The organism is Streptomyces sp. NPDC048248 (assembly GCF_043201875.1).
GTDB lineage: Bacteria > Actinomycetota > Actinomycetes > Streptomycetales > Streptomycetaceae > Streptomyces.
Genome location: NZ_JBICZL010000002.1, coordinates 145,185 through 157,614 on the forward strand (window position 1 = coordinate 145,185; position 12,430 = coordinate 157,614).

At 71.8% G+C, this 12,430-nt stretch carries 9 protein-coding genes and 1 pseudogene; 6 read left to right on the forward strand and 4 right to left on the reverse strand.

Annotated features, from left to right (window positions below):
• Positions 1 to 31: 31 nt before the first annotated feature.
• Together ACGFZW_RS03900 and ACGFZW_RS03905 are read right to left on the reverse strand one after the other, a co-directional pair.
• A complete protein-coding gene (locus ACGFZW_RS03900) occupies positions 32 to 814 on the reverse strand; it encodes an MHYT domain-containing protein (protein ID WP_393891414.1) in 783 nt (260 codons plus the stop codon).
• 741 nt (positions 815 to 1,555) lie between these two features.
• Entirely contained in the window at positions 1,556 to 2,860 is a 1,305-nt protein-coding gene (locus ACGFZW_RS03905) for an MFS transporter (protein WP_393891415.1), read from the reverse strand.
• 174 nt (positions 2,861 to 3,034) lie between these two features.
• Here ACGFZW_RS03905 and ACGFZW_RS03910 point away from each other — a divergent pair.
• The 4 genes and pseudogenes from ACGFZW_RS03910 (at position 3,035) to ACGFZW_RS03925 (ending at position 6,326) form a co-directional block, all read left to right on the forward strand.
• A pseudogene (locus tag ACGFZW_RS03910) lies at positions 3,035 to 3,785 on the forward strand ((Fe-S)-binding protein).
• Complete coding sequence (locus ACGFZW_RS03915) at positions 3,782 to 5,269, forward strand: lactate utilization protein B (RefSeq protein WP_393891416.1); 1,488 nt, start codon at positions 3,782 to 3,784, stop codon at positions 5,267 to 5,269. The pseudogene ACGFZW_RS03910 and the gene ACGFZW_RS03915 overlap by 4 nt, the downstream one beginning before the upstream one ends.
• On the forward strand, positions 5,266 to 5,910 hold the full coding sequence (locus tag ACGFZW_RS03920; protein ID WP_393891417.1) for a lactate utilization protein C: 645 nt from the start codon (positions 5,266 to 5,268) through the stop codon (positions 5,908 to 5,910). The genes ACGFZW_RS03915 and ACGFZW_RS03920 overlap by 4 nt, the downstream gene beginning before the upstream one ends.
• Positions 5,911 to 5,924: 14 nt before the next feature.
• A complete protein-coding gene (locus ACGFZW_RS03925; protein WP_393891812.1) occupies positions 5,925 to 6,326 on the forward strand; it encodes a hypothetical protein in 402 nt (133 codons plus the stop codon).
• 38 nt (positions 6,327 to 6,364) lie between these two features.
• On the opposite strand, the gene ACGFZW_RS03930 is transcribed toward ACGFZW_RS03925, so the two are convergent.
• Entirely contained in the window at positions 6,365 to 6,754 is a 390-nt protein-coding gene (locus ACGFZW_RS03930; protein WP_393891418.1) for a hypothetical protein, read from the reverse strand.
• Between the two features lie 115 nt (positions 6,755 to 6,869).
• Complete coding sequence (locus ACGFZW_RS03935; protein WP_393891419.1) at positions 6,870 to 8,744, reverse strand: ABC transporter ATP-binding protein; 1,875 nt, start codon at positions 8,742 to 8,744, stop codon at positions 6,870 to 6,872.
• 117 nt (positions 8,745 to 8,861) lie between these two features.
• Between ACGFZW_RS03935 and ACGFZW_RS03940 the strand changes: the two genes are divergently transcribed.
• Complete coding sequence (locus ACGFZW_RS03940; RefSeq protein WP_393891420.1) at positions 8,862 to 9,320, forward strand: MarR family winged helix-turn-helix transcriptional regulator; 459 nt, start codon at positions 8,862 to 8,864, stop codon at positions 9,318 to 9,320.
• A 94-nt stretch (positions 9,321 to 9,414) separates the two neighbouring features.
• The gene (locus tag ACGFZW_RS03945; protein WP_393891421.1) at positions 9,415 to 12,366 is read left to right on the forward strand and encodes an FAD-binding and (Fe-S)-binding domain-containing protein; all 2,952 of its coding nucleotides are present in this window, start codon (positions 9,415 to 9,417) and stop codon (positions 12,364 to 12,366) included.
• Positions 12,367 to 12,430 lie beyond the last annotated feature (64 nt).

Consider the following 12,430-nt stretch of genomic DNA (forward strand, 5'->3'; position numbering starts at 1 on the left):
TCTGTCGTACGTGCATGAATTCCTCGATAGGTCAGGCAGAGGTGGGGAGTTCGGCTTCGCGAAGCGAATCGGCAGAAGCGGATTCGGCACGCTCCCGCGCGGTCGGGGACAATGCGACAAAGGCCACCGTGAGGAAGAGGAATGAGCCGAGCGCGACTGCCAGCGGAAAGATGAATTCCATTGCGGTGGCGCCCGGGAGCGGTGCCCGACTGGGCGTCAGTTCCAGGCGTACGGCAGCCATTCCGGTGTAGTGCATGCTGCTGACGGCGAGCCCCATGACCAAGGAGGCGATGGCCGCGCCGGTCGCGCCGCGCACCCTGAGCGCCGCCCACAGGGCGGCCGTCGCGGCCGCGACGGCGATGCCGACGGAGAGCGCGACGAGACCCGGGTCGTAGTCGACCTTCCCGTGCAGGCGCAGCGCGCTCATGCCCAGGTAGTGCATGGCCGCCACGCCGAGGCCGGTGCCCAGGCCGCCGAGCAGCAGGGAGCGCAGCCGGGCCGGGCTGTAGCCGACGGTGAACACGCCCGCGCCGACGACCAGCACCGCGACCAGCAGGCTGACCAGGGTCAGCGGCACGTCGTAGCGGATCGGGCTGCCGGTGACGCCGAAGCCGAGCATCGCGATGAAGTGCATGGTCCAGATGCCCGAGCCGATGGCGACGGAGGCGGTCAGCAGCCAGTTGCGCCGCGAGCGCCCCTCGGCGGTCAGCGCCCTGACGGTGCAGCGCAGGCCGAGAGCGGAGCCCACGCACGCCATCGCGTAGGCGAGGACGGGGGATATCCAGCCCGCACTGAAGTGGTGCATATGGCCCACGAAATTTCCTTTCACGTGTTCGGTTCGCGGCGACGGACGCTAACACGTGATCGACTTGTGAAATTCGGACACGAACGGAGAACGATTCGGGCAGGATTGCCGGGTTTTTGACGCAGCGTTGCGCTACCGGTGAGTTCCGTGAGCCATACATCGACCAAATGTCCGCCATTGCCCGACCGTCACATTCCTGACCGCTTGTCAATTGCGCGCGAACAAGGGGCGGCCCGGTCTGACGCAATGAGAAAGGTCACGCAAAGCTCAATTACCGGATCTCCACAAGGCGCACCGGTCGCGCCGAAAAGGGTGAATGGCGCCATTCGGGCGGGCGCCGGCCGGACCGGGGGTCGAGACCGGTGGGAACAAACGAACGCGGGAGCGAGTGTTCGTCAGAAAGCGTGGTCGAGTCCGACGGGGCTTCCGAGGGGAGGGCGGGCCGGGTGATGCTTACGGGGCGCGAGCGACGGGCTGCAGACCGTTACGGCGCCTCCGGTCGACATCCCTTGCTGGGCCGGAGAGTTGGTCCCACAACGCATCACTTGCACAAGGAGAAAGACCAGATGAACTTCCTCACCAACCTGCTTGCCGGCGTCGTCCACTTCGTGGGTTGGCTCGTCTGACGGACCTCGCACCACCGGCGCCGCCCTTCCCCGTCCCTGGGAGGGGCGGCGCCTCCGTGTGCGCGCCCGCGTTCGGGCGCCTCGGCGCGGCTCGGGCAGCCACGGCGCCCCGGCCGGGCCCGGGCTACTTCTCCAGCGTCTGCCGAGAGGTCTCCGGCAGCGTGAGATAGACACAGAACGACACCAGGCAGAGCCCGGCCACGTACCAGGGGAACAGCCCCGCGTGCCCGGCCTGCTGGAACCACGTACCGACGTAGGGGGCGGTGCCGCCGAAGAGGGCCACCGTGAGGGAGTACGGGAAGCCGATGCCGGCCGCCCGCACACGCGCCGGGAACACCTCGGCGTTCACGGCCGCCGCGACCGCGGTGTAGCCGGTCAGCAGCACCATGCCCGCGCACTGCACCAGCAGCAGCGAGACGAAGGCGTCGGTCACCAGGTGGAGCAGCGGCACGGCGAGGACGGCGAAGCCCAGCGAGAAGCCGAGCAGCAACGGCTTGCGGCCGATCCGGTCCGAGAGCATCCCGCCGAGTGGCTGGAGCAGCGCGAAGAAGGCCAGCGAGATGGTCCCGACGGTGAGCGAGGCGCCCTTGTCGAAGCCCGCGTTGACCTGAGCGTAGGTCGGCAGGTAGGTGGTCCAGGTGTAGTAGGCGATGGTGCCGCCGGCGGTGATGCCGCAGATCAGCAAGGACTGGCGGGGGTGGCGCCGCAGCGCTTCGAAGAGGCCGGGCCGCGCGGCGGCCTGCTGAGCGGCACTGCGGGTTTCCTGGGCGCCACTGCGGATCCACAGGCCGAGCAGACTCAGCAGCGCGCCGAAGAAGAACGCCACCCGCCAGCCCCACTGCCCCATCTGCCCCTCGGTGAGCAGCGCGGCGAGCAGTGCCGCGGTCCCGGACGCCAGCAGCTGGCCCACCGTCGTGGAGACGTACTGGAAGCTGGAGAAGAGCCCCCGGCGGCCGGGCCCGGCGGATTCGACGAGGAACGTCGTGGAGGCGGCGAACTCGCCACCCACCGACAAGCCTTGCACCAGACGCGCGACGACCAGCACCACGGGAGCCAGCACGCCGCCGCTCGCGTAGGTCGGGGTGAGTGCGACGAGCAGGCTGCCGCCGCCCATCAGCAGGATGGTGACGGTCAGCGCCGCCCTGCGGCCGCGCCGGTCGGCGACGGCCCCCATCAACAGTCCGCCGACCGGCCGCATGAAGAAGCCGACCGCGAAGACCGCGAAGGTGGACAGCAGTGGCACCAGGGAGTTGCCGGTCCCCGGGGGGAAGACCTGATCCGCGAAGTAGACCGCGAGGAAGGAGTAGGCGTACCAGTCGTACCACTCCACGGCGTTGCCGACGGAGGCGGCCGCCAGCTGACGCAGCTGTGAGGGCGGCCGTATCCCGCCGGTCGCCCGGTCCTTCGCCACGTGTTCCGCGCTGGGCATGTGTCCCCCGCTCCCGGTTCTTCTCCTGAGCCTGCCGCTGGGGCAGGATGGCCGTCAGGTGATCATGTACCGGCGGGCCGCCCGGCCGCCAGGGGCCGGGCCGGGCGGAACTGCGCCGGGCGAGGAGCCGGCGGGCGCTCCCCGGGGCCGCGGCGGCCGAAAGGAGGGCGCGACATGCGTGTGGCACTGTTCGTCACCTGCATCAACGACACACTCCACCCGCGGACGGGGCAGGCGGTGGTGGCGCTGCTGGAACGGCTGGGGGTGACGGTCGACTTCCCCGCAGAGCAGACCTGCTGTGGTCAGCCGCAGTTCAACACCGGCTACCGGCACGCCACCGAGCCGCTGGTGCACCGCTTCGACCGTGCCTTCGCGGAGTACGACCACGTCGTCACCCCGTCCGGTTCCTGCGCGGCGATGGTGCGGGACAACTACCCGCGGATCGGGGCGAAGGCGGCAGCGGAGGGCCGCGGCAGGCAGCTCGCCGACGCCGCCGCGACCGCGGTACCCAAGATGTACGAACTGACCGAATTCCTGGTAGATGTACTGAAGGTGACCTGTCGGCGCCTACTACCCGCACACCGTCACCTATCACCCGACCTGTCACGGCCTGCGGATGCTGGGCCTGGGAGACCGTCCCCGGCGGCTCCTGGAGCATGTCAAAGGCCTGGAGCTGCGGGAACTGCCGGGCGCCGAGGAGTGCTGCGGCTTCGGCGGAACATTCGCGGTGAAGAATCCGGCGGTCTCCGCCGCCATGGGCGCCGACAAGGTCCGCAACGTCATCGCAACCCGCGCCGAGGCGGTCTGCACCGTCGACAACTCCTGTCTGCTGCACATCGGCGGCACCCTCGCCCGGCAGGGCGCGAAGGTCCACCCGGTCCATATCGCCGAGATCCTCGCGAGCACCGAAGGGAGCGTGCTGTGAGCGGCACCTACCTGGGCATGCCGGCCTTTCCCCGGGCCGCTGCCGTCTCCACCCGCGACACCCGGCTGCGCGCCAACCTCACCCATGCCACCCACACCATCCGCGACAAGCGGGCGAACGCCGTCGCCGAGCTGGACGACTGGGCGCAGCTGCGGGCCGCGGGTGCCGCCGTCAAGGACCGTACGCTGCGCCACCTCGACCACTACCTGGAGCAGTTGGAGGCAGCGGTGACCGCCGCGGGCGGTCAGGTGCACTGGGCCGCGGACGCCGAGGAGGCCAACCGCATCGTCACCCGGCTGGTGCGAGAGACCGGCGAGCGGGAGGTCGTCAAGGTCAAGTCGATGGCCACCCAGGAGATCGGGCTGAACGAGGCGCTGGCCGAGGCGGGGATCAGCGCCTACGAGACGGATCTGGCCGAACTGATCGTGCAGCTCGGCGACGATCTGCCGTCCCACATCCTCGTCCCGGCCATCCACCGCAACCGCTCCGAGATCCGTGACATCTTCCGCCGCGAGATGGCCTCATGGGGCCGCCCGGCCCCCGACGGGCTGTCCGACTCCCCCGCCGAACTCGCCGAGGCCGCGCGGCTGCATCTGCGGGAGAAGTTCCTGACCGCCAAGGTGGGTGTCTCCGGCGCCAACTTCATGGTCGCCGAGTCCGGCACGCTGGTCGTCGTCGAGTCCGAGGGCAACGGCCGGATGTGCCTGACCCTGCCCGAGACGCTGATCTCCGTCGTCGGCATCGAGAAGGTCGTGCCGACCTGGCAGGACCTGGAGGTCTTCCTCCAACTGCTGCCCCGCTCCTCGACGGCCGAGCGGATGAACCCCTACACCTCGACCTGGACGGGAACGACCGACGGCGACGGCCCGCAGACATTCCATCTCGTCCTGCTGGACAACGGCCGCACGGACACTCTCGCCGACACCGTGGGGCGGCAGGCGCTGCGCTGCATCCGCTGCTCGGCGTGCCTGAACGTCTGCCCGGTGTACGAGCGGGCCGGCGGACATGCCTACGGCTCGCCCTACCCGGGCCCGATCGGCGCGATCCTCACTCCCCAACTGCGCGGCACACAGGGCTCGTTGGAAGCGTCCCTGCCGTACGCCTCGTCGTTGTGCGGGGCCTGCTACGAGGTGTGCCCGGTGGCCATCGACATCCCAGAGGTGCTGGTGCATCTGCGGGAGCGGGTGGTGGAAGGCGGGCCGGTGACACGTAACGGCGTACGCACGGTCCTCAAACCGGCCAAGGGGCACGCGGCGGAGCGGGCCGCGATGCGCGCGGCGGGCTGGGCGTTCGACCACCCGGGCGCGCTGCGCACCGGCATGCGTCTGGCGGCCAGGACCAGGCGGCTGCACCCCCGGCGGCTGCCGGGGCCGGGGCGTGCCTGGTCCGATACCCGCGATCTGCCGCCGGTGCCCGCGGAGTCCTTCCGCGACTGGTGGCAGCGCACCCGGGGCACGTCCGAGGAGCGAGGGAGCAGCCAGTGAGCAGCCGCGATGTGGTGTTGGCGCGGATTCGGCGCGCCCTGGGCGACGTACCGCGCGGCGAGGGACCCGAGGATCCGCCGGTCGCACGCGACTACCACCGGGTGCACGGTTCGCGTACGACGGCGCAGACCGTCGACCTGCTCGCCGAGAACCTCGCGGACTACCGGGCGGTCGTGCACCGCAGTGACGCGGACGGATTGCCGGCGCTGATCGGCCGGCTCCTGGCGGAGCGGGGCGCCAGGACGGTGCTCGTGCCGTCCGGTCTGGACCCCGGGTGGCTGGCCGTGGCCGATGTCATCCCCGTTCCCGATCGCGCGGAGAGCACGGCGCAGGAACTCGACGCCGTGGACAGTGTGGTGACGGGCTGCGCGGTCGCCATCGCGGAGACCGGCACCCTCGTCCTGGACGCGGGCCCCGATCAGGGCAGGCGCCGGATCACGCTGGTGCCGGACCATCACCTCTGCGTCGTCCGCGTCCCGGGCCAGGTCGTCGGCTCGGTGCCCGAGGGGTTGCCACGCTTGTCGCCCGACCGCCCGCTCACCTGGATCTCCGGCCCCTCCGCCACCAGCGACATCGAGCTCGACCGGGTCGAGGGGGTGCACGGGCCGCGCACGCTGGAGGTGATTCTGCTGGCGGAGTGAGCAACGGCAGGGGCATGCGCGGCGCGTGGGGACCGAAACGCGCGCAGGTGGGGTGTGCGGGGAGGGACACGTGCGGCGAAGTGGCGTGCGAGGGGCGCCCCCAGCAGACCGGCAATGTGACCGACGTGCGCACCGCCTCGCTCACCGACCGGGGCGGGACGGGCCTGCGGGTGCGCGCCGAACCGGGCGAGGACGGGCCACTGCTGGAACTCAGCGCGCCGCACCACACTCCGGCGGATCTGGACGGCCCGCGCCATCCGTACGAGGTGAAGCGGCGGGGCGAGACGCACCTGGGCGTCAATCACCGGCAGATGGGTGTGGGCGGCAACGATTCCTGGGGCGCGCCGCCGCTGGAGGAATATTTGCTGCACGCGGACCGGACCTACCGCCACGCGTACCGGCTGTCGCCCGCGTAGCCGACATCCGGTCTCCGTCGGGCCGCCCCGGACCGCACCTACGGGCGCGGCTGCGGGGCGGTCCCGGCGGTGCGGGCGGTGTGCAGCGCCCAGGCGATCAGCGGCACCTGGCCGGGCAGTCGCCCGTAGGCGAGGGCCTTCAGGGGCGCCGGCCGGTCGCGCCAGTCGTAGGCCATTTTCACGTTGGCGGGAAAGACCGCGGCGAAGAGTCCGGCAGCGGCCAGGGCGCCCGCCCGGCGGGTGCGGGGTGCGGCGATCGCGGCGGCCACGGCGATTTCGGCGACGCCGCTGGCGTACGTCCAGGCGCGGGCGCTGCCGGGGAGCCGCGCGGGCACCATCGCGTCGAACGGCTTCGGCGCGAGGAAGTGCACGACCCCCGCTCCGGCGAGGAGGCGGGCCAGGAGACGGGCGGAACGATCGTTGGCCACGGATGCTCCCCGGTGAGGTCGGCCCGGCGGACGCGGACGATGCCGAAGGGTGGGTGCGGCGGCCGCCCCGACCATTGAACTGGCCGCCGCGATCTCGACCTTACCCGTGGGTCACTTACTGGGTCATCATCTGATCGTCGGCAGTGGTGAGGCGTGCGTCACGATCAACGGGCGGCAGCCCTGCCGCGGCGGCACGGGCCGGTCCCCGGTGCGCGTCGCGCCGCACCAGCGCCGCGTAGCGCCCGTCCGCGGCGAGCAGCTCGTCGTGCGTGCCACGCTCGGCGATCCGGCCCGCGTCCAGGACCACGATCTGGTCGGCGTCGCGGACCGTGGACAGGCGGTGCGCGATGGTCACGGTGGTACGCCCCCGGGACAGCGCGTCGATGGCCTGCTGGACCGCGTGCTCGGTGCGGGTGTCGAGGGCGCTGGTCGCCTCGTCGAGGACGAGGACCGGCGGGTCGCGCAGGATGGTGCGGGCGATGGCCAGGCGCTGCTTCTCGCCGCCGGAGAAGCGGTAGCCGCGTTCGCCGACGAGGGTGTCGTAGCCGTCGGGCAGGGCGGCGATGTGGTCGTGGATCTGGGCTGCCTTGGCGGCCCGCTCGATCTCGTCGTCGGTCGCGTCCGGCTTGGCGAAGCGGAGGTTGTCAGCGACCGAGGCGTGGAAGAGGTAGGTCTCCTGGGAGACCACGCCGACGGAGCGGGCGAGCGTGTCGAAGTCGAGGTCGCGCACGTCCGTGCCGTCCAGGGTGACCCGGCCCCCGGTGACGTCGTAGAGCCGTGGCACGAGATAGCTCAGGGTGCTCTTGCCGCTGCCGGTCGGTCCGACGACGGCGAGGCTGCCGCCCGCCGGGATCGTCAGGTCGATGCCACGGAGCGTGTCGCCCGCGCCGGGGTCGTAGGAGAACGTGACGTTCTCGAAGCGGACCTCGCCGCGCGGGGTGGCCAGGCGCACCGGCTCGGCCGGTTCGGTGATGGCGACCGGCAGATCGAGGTACTCGAAGATGCGCTGGAAGAGCGCGAGGGAGGTCTGCATCTGCACGCCGGTGGACAGCAGCGAGACGGTGGGCCGCAGCAGTCCCTGCTGGAGCGTCACGAACGCGACGAGCGTGCCGATGGAGAAGGTGGGCCCGCCGAACCGGAGGACGAGGCCGGCCGCCCAGTAGATCAGTGCGGGCATCGCGGCCATGACGATGCCGATGGTGGCCATCCGCCAGCGTCCGGCCATGTTGGAGCGGATCTCCAGGTCGACCAGGCGCTCGGACTCGGTGACGAAGCCCCGCGTCAGCGAGTCGGCGCGGCCCATGGTGCGACCGAGCAGGATGCCGCTGACGGACAGCGACTCGGTGACCATCGCCGACATCGACGCCATCTGCTTCTGCCGCTGAGTGGTGATCCGCTTGCGCTCGTTGCCGACCCGCCGGCTGATCCACACGAAGAGCGGGAGCAGCAGCAGCGACACCACGGTCAGCCGCCAGTCGAGGGCCAGCATCGCGACGACGGTGGCGATGACGGAGGTCAGGTTGGACACCAGGGAGGTCGCGGTGGAGGTGACCGTCGCCTGCATGCCGCCGATGTCGTTGGCGATCCGGGACTGGACCTCGCCGGTGCGGGTGCGGGTGAAGAAGGCCAGCGGCATCCGCTGGAGCTTGGCGTAGACGGCGGTGCGCAGGTCGTGCATGACGCGCTGGCCGACGGTGGTGGACAGCAGGGTCTGCAGCACACCGAAGACGCTGGTGGTCACGGCGGTGACGATCATGCCCAGGGCCAGCAGGGTGAGCAGGCCCGTGCGGCGGTCGGGGATCGCCACGTCGAGGATCTCGCGCAGCAGGAACGGCGAGGCGACCGAGACGAGCGAGGAGGCGCCGACCAGCAGGCCGACGAGGGCCAGCCGGCCGCGGTAGGGGCGGAAGAGGGCGAGGATCCGCCGCAGCTGGACCGGCTGGTCCGGATCCTTGGGCGGTGGCGTCCACTCCGGTTCGTCGCTGCGCATGGGCTCCTTCGGGGGGTGCGGTCGGTGAGGGCGGGCGGAAAGACACGGGTCGATTCCAGGGAGCCTAGCTCATTGTTACCTAGACTCACAATGAACTTGGTCCTGTATCCTCAGCGCATGCCCTCCCCCGAGCCGACGGTCAGTACCTCCCATGTCGCAGAGCAGCTGGTGCGGCTGACCCGCCGGATGCACCGCGCCCAAAAGCATCACCTGGAGCATCTGGACATCGCCTTCACTCCCGCACAGTCCCGGCTGCTGCGCATCGTCGACCACTGCCGTGACGCCCCGCCGCGGATGGCCGACCTCGCCGAGCGCCTCGAAGTGGTGCCCCGCGCGGTGACCACGCTGGTGGACGCACTGGAGGCGAACGGCGCGGTGCGCCGCGTGCCCGATCCGGACAACCGCCGGGTGGTGCGGATCGAGCTCACCGACACCGGCCGGTCGACACTCCGCGCGTTGCGCAGCGCACGCCGGGCCGCAGCGGAGGACATCCTGGCTCCACTGACCGCCGAACAGCGCGAGGTCCTCGGCGAGCTGCTGTCCACTCTGGTCGACGGACCGGGGTCGCACCACTGAACCGCGGCCGACCGGCTTCCGCGCCGTCGGCCGACAGCTGACCGACCGCACGGCGCCGGGCGGGACCGGCGCCGGCCGACCGGAGGAGTGCGCCATGCCCCTGCTGGAGCCGGAGCCGGATGCCCTGCGACCTGCTGTCACCACGAGCCCCCCTGGCCCCGCGCACGACCGGGTGCCCGACGGACGCGCCTGGGGCACCCCCGAACCGCTGCGCGCCGACCTCATCGCGCTGCTCGGCGCGGAGAAGGTGCTCCACAAGATCTCCGACCTGGTCGCCTACGCCTCGGACGCCAGCCCTTACCGCTTCGTCCCGCAGGTCGTGGTGCTGGCCGAGGACGTCGACGACATCTCCGCGGTCTTCTCCTACGCCCACGGCAAGGGCCGCAACGTCGTCTTCCGGGCCGCCGGGACCTCCCTGAACGGCCAGGCGCAGGGCGAGGACATCCTGGTGGACGTACGGCGTCACTGGGCCGGCATCGAGGTGCTCGACGGCGGCGCGCGCGCCAGGATCCTGCCGGGCACCACGGTCTGGCGGGCCAACACCACCCTCGCCCGCCACGGCCGGCTGCTCGGTCCCGACCCGGCGAGCGCCCTCGCCTGCACCCTCGGCGGGGTCGTCGCCAACAACGCCTCCGGGATGACGGCCGGCACCACCCGCAACTCCTACCGGACGCTGGCCTCGCTCACCCTCGTCCTGCCCTCGGGCACGATCGTGGACACCGCCGACCCGGCCGCGGACGCCGAGCTGGCGCGGGCCGAGCCCGCCCTGTGCGCGGGACTGCTCGCCCTCAAGGCCGAGATCGAGGCGGAGCCGGAGCTGGTGGCGCGGATCCGTGACAAGTACCGGATCAAGAACACCAACGGCTACCGGCTCGATGCCTTCCTCGACGGTGCGACGCCCGCCCAGATCCTGCGCGGGCTGATCGTCGGCTCCCAGGGCACCCTCGGCTTCATCGCCGAGACGGTCTTCGACACCCTGCCGCTGGAGCGGTGTACCTCGACCGCCCTGCTCTTCTTCCCGACGCTGCGGGAGGCCGCCGCCGCCGTACCGCGGTTCAACGAAGCAGGGGCGCGGGCCGTGGAGTTGATGGACGGCAACACGCTGCGGGCCTCGGTGAGCGTCCCGGGAGTGCCCGCCGACTGGGCGGAGCTGCCGAAGGAGACGGCTGCCCTGCTGGTGGAGTTCCGTGCGGCCGACGAGTCCGCGCTGCGGGCATACGAGCAGGCCGCGGCGGAGGCGCTGGAGGGCCGGCCGCTGATCGCGCCGGTGGCGTCCGTCAGCAATGCCTTCACCCGGGAAGCGGCCGCCATCAGCGGCTACTGGAAGGCGCGCAAGGCGTTCGTGACCGCGGTCGGCGGCTCCCGGCCGCCCGGCACGACGCTGATCACCGAGGACTTCGCGGTGCCACCGGCCCGGCTGGCCGACGCCTGCGCCGCGCTGCTGGAACTCCAGGCCCTGCACGGCTTCGACGCGGCCGTCGCAGGCCACGCCGCACACGGCAATCTGCACTTCCTGCTCGCCTTCGACGCCGCCGAGCCGGCCGATGTGGCGCGCTACGCCGCGTTCATGGAGGAGTTCTGCCGGCTGACCGTCGAGCGCTTCGACGGCTCGCTCAAGGCCGAGCACGCCACCGGGCGGAACATCGCGCCCTTCCTGGAGCTCGAATGGGGCCCGCGGGCAACGGAGTTGATGTGGCGGATCAAGGCCCTGGTCGATCCGCACGGCATCCTGGCCCCGCGCGTCCTGCTCGACCGCGACCCGCAGGCGCACCTGCGCGGCCTGAAGACCATTCCCGAGGTCGAGGCGGTGGCCGACCCGTGCATCGAGTGCGGCTTCTGCGAACCGACCTGCCCCAGCGGCGACCTGACCACCACCCCCCGGCAGCGGATCGTGCTGCGCCGCGAGATGAGGCGCCAGCCGCCCGGCTCCCCGGTCGAGCGCGAACTGCTGGCGGCGTACGGATACGACGCGGTGGACACCTGCGCCGGTGACGCCACCTGCGCACTGGCCTGCCCGGTGGGCATCGACACCGGCGCGCTGATGAAGGACCTGCGCAGCCGCCGGCACTCCCCGCGTGAGGAGTGGGCGGCGGCGCAGGCGGCCCGGCGGTTCAAGGCCGTCGAGCGGGCGGCGCGGCTGGCGGTGGCGGCCGCGGACCGGATCGGCGACCGGCTGACCGCGTCGGTGACCGGCGCCGCCCGCAGGGCCGTACGCCCCGACCTGGTGCCGCAGTGGCTGCCGCACCTGCCCGGTGCCGCGGCCCGTACGCTGCCCGCCAGCCACAGGACGGACGCCGTCGCCGTCTACTACCCGGCGTGCGTGAACCGGATCTTCGGCGAGCCTGACGGGTACCGCGGGCCGTCCCTTCCGGAGGCCGTGGTGGCCCTGTCGCGGCGCGCCGGTCGACCGGTGTGGATCCCGGGAGACGTGACCGGTACCTGCTGCGCCACCATCTGGCATTCCAAGGGCTACGAGCGGGGCAACGTCCTGATGGCCAACCGCATCGTCGAGGCGGCCTGGGGCTGGACGGCGGGCGGGCGGCTGCCGCTGATCGTGGACGCCTCCTCCTGCACGCTCGGCATCGGGCACGAGGTCGTGCCGTACCTGACGGCCGATAACCGCGCGTTGCACGCCGAGCTGACGGTCCTCGACTCCGTCGTCTGGGCCGCGCGGGAACTGCTCCCGCATCTGCGGATCCTGCGCACGGTCGACTCCGCGGTGCTCCATCCCACCTGCTCCATGCGGCACTTGGGTGACGAGGACCGGCTGCGGGAGGTCGCCGAGGCGTGCGCACGGGAGGTCGTGGTGCCGGACGACGCGGGCTGCTGCGCCTTCGCGGGCGACCGGGGCATGCTGCACCGGGAACTGACGGAGTCGGCCACCGCCCGCGAGGCGGCTGAGGTCACCTCCCGGGAGTTCGACGCCTATCTCTCCGCGAACCGGATGTGCGAGGTCGGCATGGATCACGCGACAGGCGGGCGCGGCTACCGGTCGGTCCTGCTGCAGTTGGAGCGCGCCACCCGCCCGGAGGCGGAGCGGGGGTGAGGCAGGCGCACGGCGGACCGGTGCCGCGGCCCGCCGTCGCGCATGCGGGCCGCGGGGACCGGTC